The 23,382-nt window shown below is 56.6% G+C and carries 18 protein-coding genes and 1 riboswitch; of the genes, 13 read left to right on the top strand and 5 right to left on the bottom strand.

Translation table 11 applies throughout. The features are described from left to right. Window positions 1-3: 3 nt before the first annotated feature. A complete protein-coding gene (locus L1065_RS03530) occupies window positions 4-399 on the bottom strand; it encodes a hypothetical protein (protein WP_237094056.1) in 396 nt (131 codons plus the stop codon). Window positions 400-455: 56 nt separating this feature from the next. Next, entirely contained in the window at window positions 456-1,499 is a 1,044-nt protein-coding gene (locus L1065_RS03525; protein WP_370641132.1) for an alkane 1-monooxygenase, read from the bottom strand. A 277-nt stretch (window positions 1,500-1,776) separates the two neighbouring features. Between L1065_RS03525 and L1065_RS03520 the strand changes: the two genes are divergently transcribed. Further along, window positions 1,777-3,471, top strand: coding sequence for an NAD(P)H-dependent oxidoreductase subunit E (locus L1065_RS03520; RefSeq protein ID WP_237094054.1), 1,695 nt, complete (start codon window positions 1,777-1,779; stop codon window positions 3,469-3,471). 27 nt (window positions 3,472-3,498) lie between these two features. On the opposite strand, the gene L1065_RS03515 is transcribed toward L1065_RS03520, so the two are convergent. Further along, a complete protein-coding gene (locus tag L1065_RS03515) occupies window positions 3,499-4,374 on the bottom strand; it encodes a lytic transglycosylase domain-containing protein (protein WP_237094053.1) in 876 nt (291 codons plus the stop codon). A 101-nt stretch (window positions 4,375-4,475) separates the two neighbouring features. On the opposite strand from L1065_RS03515, the gene ftsY reads away from it, so the two are divergent. The 3 genes from ftsY to L1065_RS03500 are packed head-to-tail and all read left to right on the top strand — an operon-like array spanning window position 4,476 to window position 7,406. Then, on the top strand, window positions 4,476-5,867 hold the full coding sequence (gene ftsY, locus L1065_RS03510; RefSeq protein WP_237094052.1) for a signal recognition particle-docking protein FtsY: 1,392 nt from the start codon (window positions 4,476-4,478) through the stop codon (window positions 5,865-5,867). A 33-nt stretch (window positions 5,868-5,900) separates the two neighbouring features. Further along, entirely contained in the window at window positions 5,901-6,803 is a 903-nt protein-coding gene (locus L1065_RS03505; protein WP_237094051.1) for a DMT family transporter, read from the top strand. A 3-nt stretch (window positions 6,804-6,806) separates the two neighbouring features. After that, window positions 6,807-7,406 (top strand): inner membrane-spanning protein YciB, encoded by a 600-nt coding sequence (locus L1065_RS03500; RefSeq protein WP_237094050.1) that lies wholly within the window; start codon window positions 6,807-6,809, stop codon window positions 7,404-7,406. Window positions 7,407-7,424: 18 nt separating this feature from the next. Here L1065_RS03500 and L1065_RS03495 read toward each other — a convergent pair whose 3' ends face one another. Then, a complete protein-coding gene (locus tag L1065_RS03495) occupies window positions 7,425-8,102 on the bottom strand; it encodes a glutathione S-transferase N-terminal domain-containing protein (protein WP_237094049.1) in 678 nt (225 codons plus the stop codon). A 63-nt stretch (window positions 8,103-8,165) separates the two neighbouring features. Continuing rightward, a riboswitch (SAM riboswitch) is annotated at window positions 8,166-8,243 on the top strand. 61 nt (window positions 8,244-8,304) lie between these two features. On the opposite strand from L1065_RS03495, the gene metZ reads away from it, so the two are divergent. The 5 genes from metZ (at window position 8,305) to L1065_RS03470 (ending at window position 15,147) form a co-directional block, all read left to right on the top strand. Next, window positions 8,305-9,483 (top strand): O-succinylhomoserine sulfhydrylase, encoded by a 1,179-nt coding sequence (gene metZ / locus L1065_RS03490; RefSeq protein ID WP_237094048.1) that lies wholly within the window; start codon window positions 8,305-8,307, stop codon window positions 9,481-9,483. A gap of 119 nt (window positions 9,484-9,602) precedes the next feature. Then, window positions 9,603-10,706: a GTP cyclohydrolase FolE2 gene (folE2, locus tag L1065_RS03485; RefSeq protein WP_237094047.1), complete on the top strand. Its 1,104-nt coding sequence runs from the start codon at window positions 9,603-9,605 to the stop codon at window positions 10,704-10,706. A gap of 69 nt (window positions 10,707-10,775) precedes the next feature. Beyond that, entirely contained in the window at window positions 10,776-12,056 is a 1,281-nt protein-coding gene (chrA, locus tag L1065_RS03480) for a chromate efflux transporter (protein WP_237094046.1), read from the top strand. A 32-nt stretch (window positions 12,057-12,088) separates the two neighbouring features. Beyond that, window positions 12,089-13,534 (top strand): TrkH family potassium uptake protein, encoded by a 1,446-nt coding sequence (locus L1065_RS03475; RefSeq protein ID WP_237094045.1) that lies wholly within the window; start codon window positions 12,089-12,091, stop codon window positions 13,532-13,534. 38 nt (window positions 13,535-13,572) lie between these two features. Beyond that, window positions 13,573-15,147, top strand: coding sequence for a thiamine pyrophosphate-binding protein (locus tag L1065_RS03470; RefSeq protein WP_237094535.1), 1,575 nt, complete (start codon window positions 13,573-13,575; stop codon window positions 15,145-15,147). On the opposite strand, the gene L1065_RS03465 is transcribed toward L1065_RS03470, so the two are convergent. Continuing rightward, window positions 15,144-16,979, bottom strand: a complete 1,836-nt coding sequence (locus L1065_RS03465; protein WP_237094044.1) for a trypsin-like peptidase domain-containing protein — start codon at window positions 16,977-16,979, stop codon at window positions 15,144-15,146. The genes L1065_RS03470 and L1065_RS03465 overlap by 4 nt on opposite strands. Before the next feature lie 121 nt (window positions 16,980-17,100). Here L1065_RS03465 and L1065_RS03460 point away from each other — a divergent pair, with 121 nt between their 5' ends. The 4 genes from L1065_RS03460 to L1065_RS03445 all read left to right on the top strand — a co-directional run bounded on the left by L1065_RS03460 (window position 17,101) and on the right by L1065_RS03445 (window position 23,273). Beyond that, window positions 17,101-18,030 (top strand): glycine--tRNA ligase subunit alpha, encoded by a 930-nt coding sequence (locus tag L1065_RS03460; protein WP_237094043.1) that lies wholly within the window; start codon window positions 17,101-17,103, stop codon window positions 18,028-18,030. Next, a complete protein-coding gene (locus L1065_RS03455) occupies window positions 18,027-18,557 on the top strand; it encodes a DUF6446 family protein (RefSeq protein ID WP_237094042.1) in 531 nt (176 codons plus the stop codon). The genes L1065_RS03460 and L1065_RS03455 overlap by 4 nt, the downstream gene beginning before the upstream one ends. Then, window positions 18,557-20,614 (top strand): glycine--tRNA ligase subunit beta, encoded by a 2,058-nt coding sequence (glyS, locus tag L1065_RS03450; protein ID WP_237094041.1) that lies wholly within the window; start codon window positions 18,557-18,559, stop codon window positions 20,612-20,614. Before L1065_RS03455 ends, glyS begins: the two co-directional genes overlap by 1 nt. 67 nt (window positions 20,615-20,681) lie before the next feature. Next, entirely contained in the window at window positions 20,682-23,273 is a 2,592-nt protein-coding gene (locus tag L1065_RS03445) for a putative PEP-binding protein (protein ID WP_370641131.1), read from the top strand. The last annotated feature ends 109 nt before the right edge of the window (window positions 23,274-23,382 follow it).

Genomic DNA, 23,382 nt, shown 5'->3' with positions numbered 1-23,382 from the left:
GCGTTAAACGCCCACATCTGGACCCAAACACATCAAACGGTCTGTGCTATTGGTGATTTCGTAAAGCGGGGATGTTTCTTCGTCACCGATTGTGGCGACCAAACCACCGCCTCGCGTTTCGAACGTCCAGCAGTGCGTTGTTGGATCATCTTCATAAACAAAGCAGATCTGCTCGTCTTGTTGATAGTACTCACCCTCAAGACAGCGCCCGTCCAGAAACGACCAGCGCACACGACGGTTTGGCAGATATTGCTCTGCGCCATAGGGGTCTTCGCCTTCAGCGCCGTAGAACAGGGTTTTTCCCAAAACATAGGCTTCAAATTCCTCCACGCTCAGGGTTTGTGCGCTTGCGGCATGGGGCAGCATCAGGCAACCCGCGAGAATAATCAGCTGTTTCATACTGCCTTTGTGCCAAATAACGAATGCTGTTGCCAGCCTGTCGGCGAAGTACGGCGCTACTCCGCCGCGATTTTTGATGTTTGATGTGTTTGTGCCGACCACGCGCGCGCGCGGTCGTCCATGACCTTGCGCCAGAATGCAGGATAGAGGGCAAGGCATGCCATGACAGGAAGGCTGCGTGGCAAAATCGGGGCCTCGGTCTGGGATGGCATATGAAGTTCGCTATACGGTTTTGCAGGATGCGCGTGGTGGTCTGAATGTCGTGGTGCATTGAGCATGAGCGCGCTGGAAAACCAGTGTGGCGCGTTCCACGAATGATGCGCGGCGATCGGTTCAAGCTTGCCCGAGGGCAGGTAGGCCCGCGTCAAACCGTAATGCTGGACATAGTCAGACAGCATCAACTGGACCTGCGCGTTCAAAGCAAACGCGATCATGATCAACGGCCCCGTTGCCCCGCCAATCACGGCCGAAACACCAAGCAATACAGCTGCGCCAATGATGTAGTCATAATACGGATTTCGATATGTCTTGCGCGGGGGACTGGCCATTTTGGTGATGGCTTGCTCCAATCGCCAGCCTTTTACGAAACTCTGGCGCCATGCCCGCCAGAAAAACACGTAAAACGATTCGCCCAAACGCGCGGTATTCGGGTCTTCTTTTGTGCCGACAAACCGATGATGCAGATGTCTGTGCGCGCTTGTGTGATGGCCGAAAAGGAGGCTGATATAAATCCATTTGCCCAAGCTGAACAAAGGACGTTTGGAACGGTGGATTAACTCATGTGCGTTAGAATTTGACACCTGACCGAAAAACAATCCGAACGCGACAAAGACCTCAATCTTTTCGAGTGTCGATAACCCGGTCGCACCAGATATTGCGGCAATCCCTAAACCGAGCAGCATAAAATGTGCCAATCCTAGGATCACAGACAGCAGGTCGTGATGGGGGAATTCCGCGCCCTTTGGCGCATCGGTCGCGGCAAAATCGATGAATTCATCCATCACGAAGGTCACCAGCGTCATGTAAGCGGCGGCGCCCAATATCCAAAGCCCGCCCCAAAGCGCACCTGCCGCCAAAAGCGCGACAATGGTTAATGTCACTGCGGAAAACAGGACCATAGGTGAAGGGGCGCGGCGCGGTAGCATCTGAACCTTTCGTTTTTTCGACGACGATATTAGCACATGTCCGCCATTGGCCTGCGGTGAATTTGTGCTTTTATAGCGCGATAAGGCTTAACAAACTGTTTCCGATACGCACGGTTTGCGATGTAACGGCTCGGACAAAGAGCCGTGATGCGCCTCGGAATGTCGTTTTTACACCTAGGGCCGCCAGCGTGTTTGGCTAAACTGACACAAAGCCAAATCAGGGAAGCGCGACATGGCATTTGATCACGAAGACCAAAGCAAAGGTGTTTGGAAATCGGGCAAAGGAAAAGGCAGACGGCATACAAAAGGACGTCAGCTTGATGATGTTGCTTTGGCCGAGGTACGCGAACTGTTAGGCGATCAAGCGCGGGATCGAGACCTGCTCATCGAATTTCTGCACCTGATCCAAGACAGGTTTGGGCATCTTTCTGCAGCCCATTTGCGCGCATTGGCAGAAGAAATGCGGCTTTCGATGGCCGAAGTTTACGAAGTTGCAACCTTTTACGCGCATTTTGATGTGGTGAAGGAGGGAGAAACCCCGCCGCCCGCACTGACCATTCGGGTGTGTGATAGCCTATCGTGCGAGTTGGCTGGAGCGCAGCAGCTGAAAGCCGCACTGGAAGACGGTTTGGACGCATCACAGGTGCGGGTGTTGCGCGCACCCTGCATGGGGCGGTGCGATACGGCCCCGACATTGGAACTGGGGCATAATCACATCGATCACGCGACAGTCGAGAAAGTGAAGGACGCGATTGCAGGCAACCAGATCCATGCGACCGTGCCGGAATATGAAACTTTTGATCGCTACCGCGACGGTGGCGGGTATGAAATACTGGCCAAGCTGCGAAAGGCGGGTGATTGGGAAAAGGTTCAAGAGGATATTCTGTCTAGCGGTCTGCGCGGTTTGGGTGGCGCTGGTTTCCCATCTGGCAAGAAATGGAGCTTTGTGCGCGCCAATGCAGGCCCCCGCTATTTGGCGGTGAATGGTGACGAAGGAGAGCCCGGCACATTCAAAGACCGATACCACCTTGAACGAACGCCGCATTTGTTTTTGGAAGGTATGCTGATTGCCGCATGGGCGGTCGAGGCGGAAAAAACCTATATCTATATGCGCGATGAATATCCTGCTGTATTGAAAATTCTTGCCATGGAAATCGCAGCTTTGGAACATGCAGGTATTGTTGACCAAGGGTTCATCGAACTGCGCCGCGGCGCGGGTGCATATATCTGCGGTGAAGAATCCGCGATGATCGAAAGCATAGAAGGCAAGCGGGGCATGCCGCGCCACCGCCCTCCCTATGTTGCGCAAGTGGGTCTTTTTGGCCAACCTACGTTGGTCCATAATGTCGAAACACTTCATTGGGTTGCGAGGATCTGCCGCGAGGGTCCTGAAATTCTGTCCAGTGTACAGAAAAACGGACGCATCGGCCTGCGCAGCTATTCCGTTTCAGGCCGCGTGGCCAAGCCGGGGGTGTATCTGCTGCCATCGGGCTCCACCATCCGCGATATTATCGCGGCGGCGGGCGGAATGGCGCAAGGCCATGACTTTAAAGCCTATCAACCCGGTGGCCCTTCATCGGGTCTTTTGCCAGCTTCGATTGATGATGTGCCTTTGGATTTTGATACGCTTCAACCGCATGACACTTTCATCGGTTCTGCTGCTGTTGTTGTGTTGTCGGACAAAGATCGCGCGCGCGATGCGGCGTTGAACATGCTGCGGTTTTTCGAGGACGAAAGCTGTGGTCAATGCACGCCGTGCCGCGTGGGCTGTGAAAAAGCGGTTAAGTTGATGCAGGCCGACACGTGGGATCAGGAATTGTTGGAAGATGTGAGCCAAGCGATGGTAGACGCATCAATCTGCGGTCTGGGACAGGCGGCACCCAACCCCATACGCCTGACGATCAAGCACTTTGCGGACGAGATATGATCGCAGCGGCTTGGTTAAGGCCACAGGCTAATTGCGATACACGCGGCAGGTGCAGCCAGCGCGCGCCAGTTTTCGGCAAAGCGCATCAGCGCCACTGCGACTGTTGCGGCTGATACGCGCCATGTAGTAGCCTTTGCGCCCGTTGCCGCCTGCGCGTTTGTACACCAAATCCAGTTGTTCCGATGCGACCGTGCTGCGGCAGCGCGCTGTTTTGCGTTTGTAACTGGCGCGCGCCACGGATTTGTTGGGCCCGAAGGCCAGCTGAACACCCCAAGGGCGAAGGGAGGGTTTCGGCGGGGCCAGCTTGGTGTAGGCACGCCCCTTGGCCATGTCCAAGCACGCGGGCAAAAACGCTTTGTCCTTTGACAGTCTCAGGTCGATCGTTTTGGGCTGGCCATCGCGCCAGGCTTCGGCAGGCAACCCTGTGATGATTGGCACATAGTTTACGGTTTCGGGCGCAAGGCCTTTGCCGTCCAAAAACCCTTCTGCACGTGCCTCGCCGCCATTGTATCCGATCGCGGCCATCCCTTCGTTGCCGTATTTGGCCACCATTTCAGCAAGATACTGCGCGGAATGATCCAAGGCATCGGCAGGATTGTAGGGGTTTTGCAAACCGCGCAAATGCGCCGTCGAGGGGATGAATTGCGCAATGCCACGTGCGTTGGCGTGGCTCAGAGCGTTAGGATTAAAGCGGCTTTCCTGCCAAATCAGACGCGCGAAAAAATCACGGTTCAACCCATGGCGTTGCGCCAGATGATCGATCGCAGAGCAGGTATCATATGCAAAATGCGCATTACGGATACAAATTTTGTGCCCCCATTTTTGGGTAGTGCAGGCACGATCTGGCGGTTCCGCCAGAAGCGGGGAGGACAAAAAAAACATCAAGGCAACAAACCAGCGCATCTTTCTTGGGTGCTGCAAGGTGGCGGACAAGTCAATCACGCATCTTTCAAACCCTGTGCCAAAAGGTTAGATGATGGATCAAGACATGTCGGAGAACCTCTTTGTCCTTTTTCAAAAAACTAAAAACCAAGCTGTTCAAGTCATCCTCAAAACTTGAGGAAGGATTGGATGCAATCGTTGAAGACGGCGGAGAAGTGGACGAAGGCGGCGAGCCGCCCTTGCAAGAGCAAACCGCTGTGCAAGATGCTCTTCCAGAGCCAGAGCCAGAGCCAGAGCCAGAGCCAGAGCCAGAGCCAGAGCCAGAGCCAGAGCCAGAGCCAGAGCCAGAGCCAGAGCCAGAGCCAGAGCCGATTGTTGCGGATGTGGTGGATGAGATCGTCGAGTTTGGCGAGGCGGAAGATGTGGTCCAAGCGGTTCAGGATGCGGTTGACGCTGATATAAATGTCGCGCAGCCGCTTCCCGAACCCGAACCCGAACCCGAACCCGAACCCGAACCCGAACCCGAACCCGAACCCGAACCCGAACCCGAACCCGAACCCGAACCCGAACCCGAACCCGCCGTGCAAGAGGCTCCGAAGGTCGGACTTTTGGGGCGCATGTTCGGTCGCGGTTCTGCGTCGGGTGAAGACAAGCCAACCGAGCCAGCCAAGACAGTCGTGCGCCGCGTCCTTGACGACGACATGCTTGAGCAGCTTGAAGAGCTTCTGATCGCCTCGGATATGGGGGTCGATACAGCGTTGCGGGTCACTGCGAACATGGCCGAAGGACGATTTGGCAAAAAGCTGTCGACCGCCGAAATCAAATCCATCCTGTCACAAGAGGTGGCACGCATTATGGAGCCCGTGGCCAAACCCATGCCGATTTATGCTAAAACACCGCAAGTGGTGCTGGTTGTGGGCGTCAACGGATCGGGCAAAACCACAACGATCGGCAAGCTTGCGCTGCAGTTTCAAAACGCGGGCAAGAAGGTCGTGATTGCCGCAGGCGATACCTTCCGCGCGGCCGCGGTTGAGCAGTTGCAGGTCTGGGGGGACCGGGCGGGCGTTCCGGTTCTGACCGCGCCCGAAGGGTCTGATCCGGCCTCATTGGCCTTTGATGCGATGACCAAAGCCGAGGCCGATGGCGCGGATCTTTTGATGATAGATACAGCAGGCCGTCTGCAAAACCGTGCGGATCTGATGGAAGAGCTGTCAAAAATTGTGCGTGTCATTCGCAAGAAAGACCCCGACGCGCCGCATAATACCCTTTTGGTGCTGGATGCGACCACGGGCCAAAACGCACTTAGTCAGGTCGAGACTTTCCAAAAACTGGCAGATGTGTCTGGCCTTGTGATGACAAAACTTGATGGCACGGCCAAGGGCGGTGTTCTGGTTGCTTTGGCCGATAAATTCGGGCTGCCCATTCACGCCATTGGCGTGGGTGAACAGATCGATGATTTGGCGCCATTTGATCCCGAAGACTTTGCGCAGGCGCTGACTGGGTCCAATGGCTAGCACCTCGTCACCAAAGCGGGGTGCGGCGCAGGTATGAGCGAGTGGCTCATCTCTTTGGAGGGCACGGCAGAGGGTCACCGTGTTGCGCTCATTCTGGCGATCAGTGCTGCGTTTCTGCATGCGGTTTTCGGGGCGTTGCAAAAAGGACGGCATGATCCGTGGCTGTCGCGCGGCGCGATTGATGCCAGTTACGGGTTGATGGCCGCGCCTTTCGCATTGTTCGTGGTGCCTTGGCCCGAGCCGCATATGTGGCTGATCTTTGCAGGCGTCTTGTTGATCCACACACCTTACAAATTCTTGCAGGCCTGGGCCTATACCAAAGGGGCCTATACGGTGGTCTACCCTGTGGTCCGCGGCACGGGGCCGCTTTTTGCTGTGATCGGCGCCTATCTGATTTTTGATGAGGTCTTTACCCTAACCCAATGGGCTGGCGTGGCTGTTTTGTTGATGGGGATTTTCGGGCTTGCCGCCTATAACCTTTGGAAGATCGAGGTGGATCGCGACACGCTTGTCCCCGCGTTGGGACTGGCTGTTTTCACAGGGTTCTTTGTGGCACTTTACACGACCTATGACGCCTTTGGCATTCGCGCCACGGCCGACCCTTTCACGTTTCTGGCATGGTTTTTCATGATTGACGGCATCGTCATGCCTGTCTTTGCCACGTGGCACTATCTTCGTCTGGTTGATAAACCTGTTTTGCCGCCCCTTGCGTTGCGCGGTGTCATCGGCGGGATCATTGCTTTTGCCAGTTTCGGTTCGATCATGTTGGCCACACGGCTCGACAAAGTGGGCGAAGCGGCTGTGCTGCGCGAAACCTCGACCGTTTTTGCAGCTTTCATTGGCTGGCTGGTGTTGAAAGAAACGGTTGGCCCGCGGCGCATTGCGCTTATGGCCCTGATTGCGTTAGGGGCAGTCATCGTCGAGGTGGGAGGTTAGGCCATGGCAGAAAAACAGATCAATCCCGTGTTGAAACAGGTTCTGGAACTGGGACCGACCTTGGCGTTCTTTCTGATCTATCTTCGGATCAAAGACGACACCTTCACGATCGCAGGCACAGACTACACGGGCTTTATCGTTGCGGCGTTGGTCTTTATCCCCATTCTGCTGATCGCAATGGGCGTTCTATGGGCGTTGACGGGAAAACTGTCGCGGATGCAGGTCTTTACCGCGTTTATGGTAATCTTCTTTGGCGGGCTGACTGCCTGGTTCAACGACGAGACGTTTTTCAAAATGAAGACAACTATTGTCTACGGTGTTTTTGCTGTCATCCTTGGGATTGGCCTGCTTCAAGGGCGCAGCTATCTGGCCTACGTCTTGTCAGACGCGTTGCCAATGGCGGATGAAGGATGGATGATCCTGACCAAACGTCTGACGCTTGCGTTTGCGGTCCTTGCCATCGCCAATGAGGTTGTCTGGCGCACCATGTCGACAGACGCATGGGTCAAGATTGAAACCTTCGCATTCCCCGCAGCCTTATTTGTTTTCCTTTGGGTGCAGATCATCGCGCTCCAGAAATATATGGAGACAGAGGAGAAGTAAGCTGGATTGCGATCCACCTTACGTTTTGGGTTTCGGCGGTTCCTTCCTGAGATCAGCAAGAACGGCCCGACCGCGCTGAACGGCAGGGCGCGCCGCCATCAGATCAAGCCAGCGTGCCATATTGGGCTTGTCGTCTAAGGTCTGTTGCTGGCCTTCCCAAAGCGACGCCCATCCCCAAATCGCCATGTCTGCGATGGAATAAAAGTCACCCGCGACAAATTCGTTTTCCGCAAGCTGCCGATCCAGAACACCGTAAAGCCGCGCAGTCTCGGATCTGTAACGGTCTTTTGCGTAAGGAATATCTTGGGGCGGATCCATCACTGGGGCGTATTTCAAAAAGTGATGGGCCTGTCCTGCCATGGGCCCGAGCCCGCCCATTTGCCACATCAACCACTGATCCACGGCAATGCGCTGTCGTTCTGTGCCCCCGCAAAACTGCCCTGTTTTACGTGCCAGATATTGCAAGATCGCGCCGCTTTCAAAAATGCTGACAGGCGCGCCATCTGGCCCGTCGGGATCGGTAATGGCAGGCATGCGGTTGTTTGGTGAAATCGCAAGAAACGCGGGTTTGTGTTGGTCACCTGCACCGATATCAACTTTGTGGACGGTGTAGGGCAGCCCCATTTCCTCAAGTGCGACAGTGATCTTCCAGCCGTTTGGCGTGGGCCAAAAGTACAGATCGATAGGATTGGTCATTGCGCACTCCGTTGGCATTTTGCGCCAGTCTGACGCGCTTGACCCTGATGGGCAACGGGCGTATTGCAAGGATGTGGCGATTTGTTACCGGATTGCGGGCCACGTTAAACATGCCGCTAAAGAGGGGAGGGTCGCTTTGCAGCCCCGCCTTGACCGGTGGGGCTTTATTTTTGGGTTTTGACCCGACAAGGACGATACACAGATGACCGATCACCACCCCCGCACGAAAGCCGTTCATGCAGGCACGCGCCGTAGCCAATATGGCGAATTGTCAGAGGCGATTTTTCTGACGCAGGGTTTCGCCTATTCCACTGCCGAAGATGCCGAAGCGCGTTTCATCAAAGCGGGCGAGGATGAATTTATCTACGCCCGCTATGGCAACCCGACCGTGCGGATGTTCGAAGAGCGCATCTCTGCAATCGAAGGGGCAGAGGACGGGTTTGCCACCGCCAGTGGCATGGCGGCTGTCAATGGAGCGCTTGTTTCGATCCTCAAAGCAGGGGACCACGTTGTTGCCAGTCGCGCTTTGTTCGGCTCATGCCTTTATATTCTTGAGGAAATCCTACCGCGCTACGGGGTCGAGGTCACTTTGGTGGATGGCACCGATCTGGCCGCCTGGAGGGCCGCAATCCGCCCCGACACATCCGTGGTTTTCTTTGAAACGATCAGCAATCCCACGCTGGAAGTGATTAATGTAAAGGCCGTTTGCGATCTGGCCCATGCGGTTGATGCCATTGTCGTGGCCGACAATGTGTTTGCCACCCCAGTCTATTCCAAAGCAATCGAACAAGGCGTTGATGTGGTCATCTATTCGGCCACCAAACATATCGACGGGCAGGGCCGCGTTTTGGGTGGCGTGATCCTTGGCACAAAGGACTTCATCCGCAAAACGGTAGAACCTTATCTGAAACATACGGGCGGTGCGATGTCGCCCTTTACGGCGTGGACATTGCTTAAAGGGCTGGAAACGCTTGATCTGCGTGTGCGCGCGCAGACACAGACGGCGATGAAGCTGGCCAAAGCCCTTGAAGGGCATGAAAAACTGGCAAAAGTGATCTACCCCGCGCTGGAAAGCCACCCGCAGCACAAGGTCTGTATGGATCAAATGGGCGCTGGCGGCACCATTTTGGCCATTGATGTCAGCGGCGGGCGTGATGCGTCGTTCAAAATGCTAAATGCGTTGGAAATATTTAGTATTTCCAATAACTTGGGTGATGCAAAGTCGATTGCGACACCGCCCGCATTCACCACCCATCAACGGCTCCCCCAAGACCAGAAGGATGTGCTTGGCATTACCGATGGCTTGATCAGGCTCAGCATCGGGTTAGAGGATGCCGACGACCTTCTGGCTGATCTGTCGGGTGCACTTAACGCCATTTAAGTGTGATCCAATGTCGGCTCCCTGCCGTATATGTCGTATATTAAGTGGTAAAACTTGGCAGAGCGCCTATATGTGATCTGTTCGCGTTGCCCGACGACCGATGAAGGGAGGGACTTTAGATGAACATTCATTCCACCGATCTTAGCCGTGAGCCTAGCCGCCGCGAGGCTGAAGAGGCACTTGCCGTCTTGCGCCAATGGGCGGGGCAGGCAACAGAAGTTGAGGTTGCGGACCTTGATCCCTTGGTCGCCCGTCTGATCCCGGGCCGCGAGGTCAGCAATTACCCCGCTTTGGCCCGCGCCTACCCAGAGGATTTCGAGGTGGACGCAGGATATAAGGCGTCCATGCCGGACCTGCAAAACGGTCCCTCCAGCCTGATCCGCGGCGCAAAGCAGCAGATCCAACATGTTGGCATCAGCAACTTCCGCCTACCGATCCGCTTTCACACACGTGACAACGGCGATCTGACGCTGGAAACATCGATCACCGGCACAGTCAGTCTTGAGGCGGAAAAGAAGGGCATCAACATGTCGCGCATCATGCGCACCTTCTACAAACACGCCGAAGAGACGTTCAGCTTTGACGTGATTGAACGTGCATTGGATGCCTATAAAACCGATCTTGAGAGCTTTGACGCCCGTATCCAAATGCGCTTCAGCTTCCCGATGAAGGTGGACAGCCTGCGTTCGGGGCTTTCGGGCTATCAGTATTATGACATCGCGCTTGAGCTGGTCGAACAGAACGGCGTGCGCAAAAAGATCATCCACTTGGATTATGTCTATTCGTCCACATGCCCGTGTTCTTTGGAGCTGTCAGAGCACGCGCGCCAATTCCGTGGCCAGCTTGCCACGCCGCACTCGCAGCGTTCAGTCGCGCGTCTGTCTTTGGTGATTGACCCGCAAGCGCCCAAAATGTGGTTCGAGGATTTGGTTGATCTGGCCCGCGCCGCTGTGCCAACCGAAACCCAAGTGATGGTGAAACGCGAGGACGAACAAGCCTTTGCAGAGCTGAACGCGGCCAACCCGATTTTTGTGGAAGATGCAGCACGTTCGTTCTGTGAACAATTGCAGCTTGATCCGCGTGTTGGCGATTTCCGTGTGATCGCCAGTCATCAGGAAAGCCTGCATAGCCATGATGCGGTCTCGGTGCTGACAGAAGGGGATACCTTCGCGTCTGACAGTCTTGATCCCAAGCTCTTCAACACTCTGTTCCACGTCGGGTAGAGATGTAGATATGCTCTGAACAAAAGGCGTGCCTTGGGGCGCGCCTTTTTTTGTGTCACATCTGCATGTATGCAACATCCCACCCCCCCATCTTGGCGCGAACTGTGGCAGGTCTTTGGTAAGATCGGTCTTTTATCGTTTGGCGGTCCCGCGGCGCAAATCGCGTTGATGCACCGCGAGATTGTGGAGCGCAAAGGCTGGCTATCGGAAACTGCGTTTCTAAACGGGCTTGGATTTTGCACACTCCTCCCGGGACCAGAAGCCATGCAGCTGGCAACCTACACAGGCTGGAAGCTCAAAGGCACGTGGGCGGGCTTGCTGGCAGGGTGTCTGTTTGTATTGCCTGGGGCGATTGTCGTTCTTTTTCTGAGCCTTCTCTACGTTTCGTTCGGATCGGTCCCGCTGGTGCAGTCCCTGTTTTTGGGCATCAAAGCGGCGGTTCTGGCGATTGTTGTGCAAGCGTTGATCAAAATTTCACGCAAAGCGTTGACAGCAACAAGCGCGTGGGTTCTTGCGGGACTGTCCTTTGCGGCGCTGTTCTTTTTCGGCGTGCCCTTTCCTTTGATTGTGGGCGTGGCCGCGATCTATGGCGCAACCCTGCGCATGGGATCAGCGTCGCCGCATGTGGCATCAACCACCGCTGTGGCATGGAGAACAACTCTGCGCACAACTGCTATTTGGCTCTTTCTTTGGTGGGCGCCACTTTTGCTGATCATCGGTGTCATGCCCGACGGTATTTTGTCGGACATGGCTCTGTTTTTCTCAAACCTTGCGGTCGTCAGCTTTGGGGGCGCCTATGCGCTTCTGGCCTACATGGGGCAGGTCGCCGTTGAAACGCAGGGCTGGCTTGACGCGTCACAAATGATCGACGGTTTGGGGCTTGCCGAAACAACGCCCGGCCCGTTGATCCTTGTGACGCAATTCGTAGGCTTCATGGGTGGGTTCAACTCAGGCGGGGTCGCGATGGCCTTGGCCGCGGTTGGCGTCACGCTTTGGGCCACGTTTGTCCCGTGTTTTTTATGGATATTTGCAGGTGCGCCGTATGTGGACGCCATCAGTGCCAATCCGCGCTTGCGCGGTGCGCTGTCAGGGATCACCGCCGCGGTGGTTGGTGTGATTGCAAACCTTGCCCTATGGTTTGCCCTGCATGTGGTGTTTGCAGGTCTTGAGCAAAAAAGCCTTGGCCCGTTGCGCCTGTGGTCGGCCGATTGGACCAGTGCATCCCCCCAAGTCTTGGCGCTGATTGCCATGTCTGCGCTTTTGCTCTTTGTGTTCAAGCAGGGGATTGGCGTGACTTTGGTCATCTGTGCGGTGGCGGCCTTGGGGATGCAAAACCTTCTGCTCGCTTGACACCGCAGGTGGCGCAGGCCAAGCCTTACCCCATGTTTGACATGCGCCCAGTGGGATATGTAATCGGCCTTTTGGTGGCCGCCTTGGGGGCGATGATGATCATCCCGATGGCGGCGGATTTCATGCAGGGTGATCCCCACTGGATGATCTTTCTGGAAGCGGCAATCATTACCGTTTTCACGGGCGGGCTTGTTTCATTGGCCTGTTCAAACAGCGGCGGCAAAGGCCTCACGATCCAACAGACCTTTATCCTGACCACAGGTGTTTGGGTGGCGCTGCCGATCTTTGGTGCGTTGCCGTTCATGCTTGGCGCGACAGAGGCCAGTTTCACAGACGCGTTTTTCGAAGCGATGTCAGGTTTGACCACAACAGGGGCAACCGTGTTTTCAGGCCTCGACGGGTTGCCGCAAGGGATAAATCTGTGGCGTGCGATCCTGCAGTGGCTTGGCGGCGTGGGGATTATCGTCGTGGCGATGGTATTCTTGCCGGAATTGAAGGTCGGGGGCATGCAGATTTTCCGCTCCGAAGGCTTTGACACTTTCGGTAAAATCCTGCCGCGCGCAACCGAGATTTCGCGAAGTATCTCAACCATCTACATCGGGATCACAGCGGCTGCGATTGTGGCCTATCTTGCCTCTGGTTTGCGCACCTATGATGCGGTGATCCACGCCATGACAACGGTTTCAACCGGGGGCTTTTCCAATCATGACGCCTCTTTCGGGGCGCTGCCACCTGCTGCGGAATATGTGGCCGTCATCTTTATGTTGGCCGCGGCCCTGCCATTTGTGCGCTATGTGCAGATCGTGGCGGGCGACAACAGCGCCTTGCTGCGCGACAGCCAAGTGCGCTCGTTTCTAATGACGCTATGTGTGATTGCGGCCGCGATGGTCGTTTGGCTTTGGGTGCGCGATGGCCTGTCAGAACAGGCGTTTCGCCAAGCCATTTTCAACACCACATCAATTCTGACGGGCACGGGCTATGCCAGCACCGATTATATGGAATGGGGCAGTTTTGCGATTTCGCTGTTTTTTCTGATGGGCCTTATTGGCGGATGTGCGGGGTCGACCACCTGTTCGATCAAGATATTCCGCTTTCAGCTGCTCTTTGCCTCGGTGCGCGCGCAGATCAACCAGATCCATTCGCCTCACGGTGTTTTCACCCCGCGCTATGAAGGGCGCAGTATCAGCGAAGAGGTCGTCAATTCTGTGATGGCATTTTTCATGCTGTTCATCGTGACACTTGGGATCATCGCAGTTCTTTTGGGGATGACGGGGCTGGATTTTGTGACTTCCGTTTCAGGCGCCGCCGCGACACTTGCAAATATTGGGCCGGGTTTGGGCGATGTGATTGGACCGGCTGGAAACTACGCAACCGTGAATGATACGGCCAAATGGGTGATGACCTTCGCGATGTTGATCGGACGGCTGGAATTGGTGGTGGTCTTTGTGCTTTTGACCATCCGTTTTTGGAGAGAGTAGGCATGGCCAAACGTCCGCTTGGTGCGCAAATTTCACATATGCTGGCCGCGCGCGGGGTCGATACGATTTTCGGAATTCCCGGTGTGCATAATCAGGAAATGTATCGCGGGATTAACGAAGCAGGCATAACGCATGTTTTGGCCCGTCATGAGCAAGGCGCGGGTTTTATGGCCGATGGGTATGCGCGGGCAACAGGCCGGGTCGGGGTTGCCTATGTCATTACGGGGCCGGGTCTGTGCAACATCATGACCCCGATGGGGCAGGCCTATTCAGATAGCGTTCCGATGCTGGTGATCTCCAGTTGCTTGGACGAAACCGCAGCAACCAAAGGTCAGTTGCACCAGATGAAGGATCAGGAAGGTGCGGCCAGCACGGTTTGTGACTGGTCGGTTACAGCAAGACATGCGGATGCCGCCTACGCATTGATTGACCGCGCATTCGCCGAGTTTGAAGCAGGACGCGCGCGGCCCAAACATATCACGGTGCCGATCTCGGTTTTGCAGGCTGATGCGCCGTCACCACCAGCCCCGAATGCGCATGTAGCGCACAGCGTGCATACGGTGCGCGATAGTGTGATCCATGACCTTGCCAACCAAATCAAAGCAGCCGCCAAGCCGCTGTTCGTTTTTGGTGGGGGCTGTATTCCTGCGAAAAACGGTATTCGCCTTGAAGACCCTGTGCGCGCGCTTTTGCGACGCAGCGGTGCGGCTGCCTTCACCACTTACGCCGGTCGCGGGCTGTTGGCTTGTGATGATCCTATGGCATTTGGCGCATATCTGGCCCGACCAAGCAGCGCAGAGGTTTTTGCCAAAGCCGATCTTGTTGTGGTGTTTGGATCAGAGCTTTCGGAGTGCGATTTATGGCGCCCCGATTTGGGCCATGATTGCCCGCTTGTGCGCGTGGATATTGATCCCGGGGTGCTTGCGCAAAAAATAGGCACAACAACACAGCTGCAGGCCGATGCCACGCAGGTGGTGATGGCGCTTGGTGCTGCCCTGCCACAGATAACGCCGCCCAAATGGGCCGCGGGCGAGATCGCTCAAACGCGGCAACGGTGGCGCAGCGAGGTGGATGCGGAACGCAGTGGCATTGTGCCGATCTGCGATGCGCTACGGGCAGCTGTGCCCAAAGATACGATGATTTATTCCGATATGACCCAATTTGCCTATGTCGCCAAAGAGGTGTGGGACATGGAGCAGTCAGGTCACTGGCATCACCCCACGGGTTTTGGCACACTTGGCTATGCCACACCTGCCGCAATCGGCGGTTCTGTGGCGCGTGGGGGCAAACCCACCTTGACGATCATCGGTGACTACGGGTTTCAATACACAGTGCAAGAACTGGGAACAGCCGTTGAACTTGGCCTGAACCTGCCGATCATCCTTTGGGACAATGACAAGCTGCAAGAGATCGAAGACAGCATGACCCGGGCGCAAATCGCCCCGCATGCCGTGCAGGCGCATAACCCCGATTTTTGCAAATTGGCACAGGCGTATGGTGCAAACGCAGCCAAACCCACATCGCTTTTGGCTTTAGTGGATGCAGTTCAAACGGCCTTCGAGGCCGACAAACCCACGTTGATCCACGTGACGCCAGCCATCCTAGACGATTAGTCCCAACACTGAACCAGCACAGTAAATGCGCGTGTCCGCAGCGTGAGGTCTTCGGCCAAGATGCGCGTGCCAGAGGGTTGGGTCTGGGTTGTTACACCAGCCTTGTCCAATGCGGTCTGCAGGCTGGCGCTGTCCAGCGTGAATTGCACTTCGGGCGGGAAGGCCTGTGCCCCGATGACAGGCGGTGGGATCAACATGCCAAGCACAGCCCCGTCACGCCCCACAACGGGGCCTCCGACATCGCCTTCGGCGCTGGTCAGATCCAGACGGTCCAACTCTTCTTCGCCTTGCAAGCCCCGTAAATCCGCAAGCCTGCCAAACGTCAGCGTCGGCGCGCGCAAAACACCGCCATAGGGATAGCCTGCGACCGCAATTTCGCTGCCCAGTTGAGCAGGCTCAACCGCGAAGCGGGCAAAGCTGTCGGGGGCCAATGTGTCTTTGGGGCGCAGCACCGCAATGCCCGCATCCAGATCAAGGTTCAGAACTTCGGCATCATGCAAGCCGTCAATCGTCAAGCGCGTACATTGCGCCACGGTCTCTGCATGGGTGACGACAGTGCCCGCGCCATCCACAAAAAATCCTGATCTGCTGCGTTTGGGTTTGCGCAGTTCAAGACCGGACAACAAATCCACGGCCTGTTCAGACGGGTCGCCTGCGGATGGATCAAGCGTGCCGGGAATAGGGGTAAAGCCTGCTTGCATGCGCTCAAGCACGCGGGCGCGGCGGTCTTCATCGCCGTTGGGCCACAACAGCATGTAGCCTTTGATCTCGTCATTGCGGGTCTGCGCAAAGGTGTAGCTGACAAAATCCGCGCTACGCCCCTCGATTTCAAAGCGGTCCCCACGGAGGCTGCGCGGCCCTTCAAGGGGCACAACCTCAAGCGTTTGCAGAATGTCATAAAGCCCCGCCAACGCATCACGCCCACCCGCTTGGCTGATCATCAGCACGCGGGCCTGTTCAATCGCGCCCGTCGGCTCAAACCGCACAAACGGCGGGGTGTAGCGGTCAAAGGTCACAATCGAAAGGGGCAGGTCCATTTCCAGCCCTGCATCGGGTTCGCGCAAGACAGCAAAGCCCAAACCTTCAAAGACAGCGTTCCAGTCTGCCAGCGCCTCGGCGCGTTGGGCGCTCGTTAAAATGCCCGTATCGGGGTAGCCCTTGCGCGTTTGCCAGGCGGCCATCGCCCCGCGCGTGCCACGGCCATAAACGCCATCAATTGCGGCTTCATATTTTCCGGCCCATGCCAGCGCGCGCTGAAGGTCTTTCTTTTGTTCAACACTCATTTGTTGTTCCGAGCGTAACGCCTCTGCGCGGGTTTCGTCGGGGACGTAGACAGGCGCGGCGGGTTCTTCTGGCTCCGGCTCAGGTTCTGGCTGCGCCTGTGCCGTTTGCGGCACGTCGGTTTGCGCATCTTCTACAGGAGCAGGGGGCAAGGCCGCGCCGACGGGCCAGAATTGGCTGCGCAAACGGTTGGGAAACTGCACAAAACTGTCGCTTGGGATACGGCGATCACGGCGCAACTGGCGCAAGACCGTGCGGGCCTCGCTGGCGTCGTAGGGGCCCAAGACAATCCCGTACCACCCCGACCCCAGATCAAACCCTGCAATATTGGTGAAATCCTGCGCGTAATCCCGGATCCGGTCTTGCGCCTGTGTCAGCGATGGCTGCGCTTCGATTTGCAGCCAAACGGTTTCCTGGGCCTGGGCCTGTGCCGGTGTCGCCGTGGTAAGAGGCGCAAATGCGACGCCAAACCAGATAAATATGGCACAAATCAACTGACGCATCGTCTTTTCCATTGTCTCGAAATCACCCCAACCAATTTGGCGCGACAATGCACCGTTCCGCCTTTGGCTGCAAGGTGCTGCAGCTGCATCCTGATGCGAAAAGCAGCTTTGGTTGACCCGCTTTGCGCCACGGCTTAAAGGTCGCTCAAACCGCATTGAGGCCCGTTTCATGAGCACGCAAACCGATACGCCCCGCAGCTTCCAAGAGATCATCCTGCGCTTGCAGTCCTATTGGGCCTCCAAGGGCTGTGCGATTTTGCAGCCCTATGACATGGAAGTGGGCGCTGGCACGTTTCACCCTGCCACAACCCTGCGTGCGCTTGGCAGCACGCCGTGGGCGGCGGCCTATGTGCAACCATCACGCCGTCCGACCGATGGCCGCTACGGTGAAAACCCCAACCGTTTGCAACACTATTACCAGTATCAAGTGCTGATCAAACCGTCGCCGCCCGATCTGCAAGAGCTGTATCTGGGCAGTCTGGCCGCCATAGGTATCGATATGGCGCTGCATGACATCCGCTTTGTGGAAGACGACTGGGAAAGCCCAACGCTTGGCGCTTGGGGTCTGGGTTGGGAGGTCTGGTGCGACGGAATGGAAGTGTCGCAGTTTACCTATTTCCAGCAGGTCGGTGGCCACGATTGCGCTCCTGTATCGGGCGAGTTGACCTACGGCTTGGAACGTCTGGCGATGTATGTGCTTGGCATCGATCACGTGATGGATATGCCCTTCAATGATCCGTCTGCACCGATCCCGCTGACATACCGCGATATTTTCAAGCAGACCGAAGAAGAATATGCGCGTTGGAACTTTGATGTGGCCAATACCGATATGCTGCTCAAACACTTTGAAGATGCGGAGGCCGAGTGCGAAAGCATCCTGTCCCAAGATCATATGGATCCAAAAACAGGCAAACGCATCATCATGGCGCATCCCGCTTATGACCAATGTATCAAGGCCAGCCATCTGTTTAACCTGCTGGACGCGCGCGGCGTGATTTCTGTAACCGAACGCCAAGCCTATATCGGGCGCGTGCGGGCACTAGCCAAAAAATGCGCCGATGCTTTTGTGCAAACCGAAGCAGGTGGGCACGCCGCATGAACCCCGCAAAAATCGCAATCGGAGGCATTGTCGTGTCTGCACTCGCCGCTGGTATCGCCCTTTATTATTTGCAGGTCTACGCCTTCTACGACGAAGTCAGCAGCGACGCCGAAGACGTGCGCTTGACGACCTATGCGACCCAAGCCCCCGAGCCGATCCCCTTTGATAACTTCCAGGGGATCGATGCCAACAGCTCGCCGCTACGGTACCGCGCGTGTTTCACAACGCCACTGTCCGATGCCCTACTGACCGAAACCTACGTCAGCATAGAAAACGCCGAGCCGCGCACGGCCCCAAGCTGGTTCGACTGTTTTGATGCCGAAGCCATTGGCGCGGCGCTCGAAGACGGGCAGGCGTTTGCCTATATGGGGACCGAAAATATCACCTATGGGATCGACCGAATTGTCGCGATTTTTCCAGACGGGCGCGGCTATGCGTGGCATCAGATCAACGCTTGCGGCGAAGTGGTCTTTGATGGTCGCCGCCCGCCTGAAAACTGCCCCCCTGCACCCGAAAGTCTGCAATAATGCCTGATCTTCTGATTGAACTTTTCTCCGAAGAAATTCCCGCTCGTATGCAAGCGCGTGCTGCGGCCGATCTTCAAAAGCTGGTCACAAACGGGCTGGTCGAAGCGGGCCTGACCTATGCTGGCGCGCGCGCCTTTCACACGCCGCGCCGCTTGACACTCGCGGTGTCTGACCTGACCGCGCAAAGCAAAGCAACGGTTGAGGAACGCAAGGGCCCGGCCACGGATGCACCCGAAAAAGCGCTGCAAGGATTTTTGCGCGCGACAGGGCTGAGCAAAGATGATCTGGAGGTGCGCGACGCAGGCAAGAAACAGGCCTATTTCGCAGTGATCCGCAAAGACGGACGCAAGGCAGCTGACATCATTGCGGACGTTCTTGACCAAACGGTCCGTAACTTCCCTTGGCCCAAGTCGATGCGGTGGGGCAACGGCAGTCTGAAATGGGTCCGCCCGCTTCATTCGATCCTGTGCATCCTCACCACCGAAGAGGGCGCAGAGGTTGTGCCTGCCACCATCGAAGGGTTCGAAACAACGAACCACACGCGCGGCCACCGTTTTCATGCCCCTGACGAATTTTCTGTAACGTCTTTCGAGGATTACGAGGCAAAGCTAAAGCGCGCAAAGGTGGTTTTGAACGCCGAAGAGCGTGCCGATGCCATCTGGTCAGAGGCCACCTCCCAAGCCTTCGCCAATGGTCTTGAAGTTGTCGAGGACAAAGGTCTGCTGGCAGAAGTATCGGGTTTGGTCGAATGGCCCGTTGTTTTGATGGGCACCATTGACGCAGAATTCCTGAGCCTTCCTGCTGAGGTGTTGCAAACCTCAATGAAGGAACATCAAAAGTTTTTTAGCGTCAGGGATGCGAAATCGGGACAAATTGTTCGATTTGTGACTGTGGCAAATGTCGAAACTGCGGACAATGGCGCAACCATTCTGGCAGGGAACCAAAAGGTTCTGTCTGCACGTCTGGCCGATGCCAAATTCTTTTGGGAGAACGATCTTCGCGAGGCCAAAGCAGGCATGACGGCTTGGACCGACGCGCTGTCGAATGTGACGTTCCACAACAAGCTTGGGTCGCAAGCCGATCGCATCACACGCATCGAGGCATTGGCCCGCGAACTCGCACCCGTGACAGGGGCGGATGCCGAAGAAGCCGTCCACGCCGCCCGCGTTGCCAAAGCTGATTTGTCGTCCGAAATGGTCTATGAATTCCCCGAACTTCAAGGGCTTATGGGCCGTTATTACAGTGAACAAGCCGGTCTTTCATCCGCCATCGCCGCAGCCTGCCAAGAGCATTACTCGCCCCTCGGCCCAAGCGACGATGTGCCCAATGCACCTGTGTCTGTGACGGTGGCGCTGGCCGATAAGCTGGACACGCTCACGGGGTTTTGGGCGATTGATGAGAAGCCGACAGGCTCCAAAGATCCGTTTGCGCTGCGCCGCGCGGCTTTGGGGGTTATCAGGCTGATCCTCGAAAACAATCTGACGGTTTCGCTGACCGATGTTTTTGCATCCGCCGATGGACGCGCTGACGCTGCAAACCTGCTGTCCTTCTTCCATGACCGTCTCAAAACCTACCTGCGCGATCAGGGCATTCGCCATGACATCATCGACGCGTGCATTGCGATGGAGGGCAATGATGATCTGAACCTTCTGGTCAAACGGGCGCGTGCGCTGGCAGAAACACTGGCCACTGACGATGGCGAAAACCTGATCCAAGGGTTCAAACGCGCCAACAACATCCTGAGCCAGGCCGAGCAAAAAGATGGTGTCGAATACTCTTTTGGCGCAGATGTCAAATTCGCGGAAAGCGACAGTGAAAAAGCCCTTTTCGCAGCCCTTGATCGCGCTGACGAAGTGATCAAACCTGCGATGGCGACGCAGGATTTTGGCACCGCGATGGCTGCGATGGCCAAGCTGCGCGGTCCGATTGATGCGTTTTTCACGGATGTTAAGATCAATGCGGACAGCGAAATAATCCGTCGAAACCGTCTGAATTTGCTAAACCGTATTCGGGCAACCTGTGGGGCGGTGGCTGATCTGACCAAGATCGAAGGCTAGCGCTTACGCCGCGTCCCAAGGTGTCGCATGCCCTATGTGTCACCTTGTGACGAATCGAAAACATCCTATGCTGCGCGCAACACAAGGAAGCGCCGCAGTGCAGCACCATAGCAATATCAAAGACTTCACCGTGATCACGCCCTCCGCACCAATGGCGGCCAATACGCATGGGGGACGTGCCAAATGTTTGCAGCGTTTGGTGCGTCTGGAGATGCCTGTCCCCAAAACAGTGGCGCTGCCGTTTGAAGCCGTCAAAGGGATTGCGGATGGCGAAATGCCCGATTTGCGCGCCATTCTGGCGGAATTTCCCGAAAACGCGTTGCTGTCCGTGCGTCCGTCAAGCCAGGACCCTGATTGGGGCGGCCCGGGCGCTGTGCTGAACATCGGTATTAACGATGCCCGCTATCTACAACTGAGCGAGGAGATTGGCCCCGACGCCAGCAGCTTGATGTATCTGCGTTTTGTTCAGTCCTACGCGGTTCATGTGGCGCGGCTGGACCCTGACGAATTTATGCAGGCCACGGATTATCCCAAAGCCGCGCTTGCCGATGCGCTGGCATCCTATTTCGATGAGATGGACGAGGACTTCCCGCAAGCGCCTGCGCAGCAATTGGGAGAGGTTCTCCGCTCGATGGCGCGGGCGTGGGAGGGCACAACCGCACGATTGTTGCGCCAGGCAAAAGGCGCGCCTGCGGATGCTGGCTTGGGCCTTGTGGTGCAGGAGATGACCCTTGGCGTCGGTCAAGGCATCTGTGGGTCGGGCGTTATTCAGGGTGTCGATGCAACATCAGGCGAGCGGCGGATTATCGGGCGCTATCTTGGTCAAAGCCAAGGCCGCGATGCGCTGGATGCAGACCGTGCGATCTATCTGACAAAAGACCCGCGCGGCCCCAGTTTGGAAGAACGCCACCCCGAAATATACGCGCAGCTTTTGGCGCATCTTGACGTCTCGCGCCGCCGCCTGCGTGAGGAAATGGAGCATGAATTTACCGTTCAGAACGGGCAGCTTTTTATTCTGGATGGCTTGCGCGTCCAAAGATCCAGCCGCGCATCTGTGAAGGTTGCGGTTGATTTGGCCAAGGATGGTGTGATCAGCAAGGAAGAGGCGCTTTTGCGTGTGCCCCCTAATATGTTGAGCGAGTTGCTACACCGTCAGGTCAGCGACAAGGCCACGCGGGATGTGGTTGCAACCGGCATTGCCGCCTCGCCTGGTGCGGCGGCGGGTCAAATCACCTTTTCATCGAACGAAGCCCAGGCCCTTGCCGCGCAGAACGAACCCTGCATTCTTGTGCGCCGTGAAACAGCGCCCGAGGACATTCGCGGCATGAATGTTGCCAAAGGTGTGCTGACAGAACGTGGCGGCATGACCAGCCATGCCGCCGTGATTGGCCGTGGCCTTGGGTTGCCATGCATCGTGGGGGCAACGGGCATCACGATTTCCATGCGCAAGAAAACCCTGACAACCTCGGATGGACGCGCGTTTCGCGCGGGCGATGTCATCACCATTGATGGATCGTCAGGGCAGGTGCTTGCCGGCGAACCACCACTGATCGAAGCGGCGTTGGACGGCGCGTTTCAGACACTTTTGTCATGGGCTGATGAGGTACGTGATATCGGTGTGCGGGCCAATGCCGACACACCTGTTGATGCGCAAACGGCTCGTAACTTCGCAGCCGAAGGCATCGGGCTTTGCCGCACAGAACATATGTTTTTCGTAGGGGACAGGCTTACGGTCATGCGCGAGATGATCTTTGCCGACACGCCTGAAGATCGGCGCGCAGCACTTGATCGGTTGTTGCCCATGCAGCGCGATGACTTTGGGCAGTTGTTTGAAATCATGGCAGGTATGCCCGTGTGTATCCGCCTGTTTGACCCACCGCTGCACGAGATTTTGCCAAATGACCGAGAAGGACTGCGCGATCTGGCCGAAGCGCTGGACCTGCCGATGTCTGACGTAACCCGCCGTGTTGAGGAGTTGTCAGAATTCAACCCGATGCTTGGGATGCGCGGCGTGCGCCTCGGCATCACTGTGCCCGAGATTTATGAAATGCAGGCACAGGCGATTTTTGAGGCCACAGCCAAGGCGGCGGCCAAGGGCGTGACGATCGTGCCTGAAATCATGATCCCGCTTGTCAGCGCCAAGCGCGAGGTCGAATTGGTCAAAGCGCGAGTGGACGGGGTGGCCGCCGCTGTGGCCGTGCGCTCTGGCCAGACCTTTGACTACCGTCTTGGCGTTATGGTTGAGACCCCGCGTGCTGCTTTGCGTGCTGGTGATATTGCGCAGCACGCGGCGTTCTTGTCCTTTGGGACCAACGACCTGACCCAGATGACCTATGGGCTGTCCCGCGATGATGCGGGGCGCTTTATGTCGGCCTACGTCAGTCAGCACGTCTATGACGAGGATCCCTTCCAATTCCTTGATCTTGATGGGGTGGGAGAGCTTTTGCAGATCGGTGCCGAACGGGGCCGCGCGGCGCATGAAGGGATCACCTTGGCCATCTGCGGTGAACATGGTGCATCAGAACTTGCGATCCAGTTTTGTCGGGACAGGGGATTCGATTACGTGTCCTGCTCGCCTTTCCGCGTTCCCGTCGCGCGCTTAAGCGCGGCGCAGATTGCGATTCGTGGCAACAAACCGCCGATGACACCCGCCGCCTGACGCCACATGTAGCGCACAGCACACGCAATGCCCCAAGAAACCGCGTCCCAGTGGCGCGGTTCGGGGGCTACGCTGGATTTTCTGGACAAGATAGACTATCTGCCCCCTC

Source organism: Nereida sp. MMG025, from assembly GCF_021654165.1.
GTDB lineage: Bacteria > Pseudomonadota > Alphaproteobacteria > Rhodobacterales > Rhodobacteraceae > Nereida.
The sequence above is the reverse complement of the archived record's forward strand: the minus strand, read 5'-3'. Positions and strand labels throughout refer to the sequence as shown.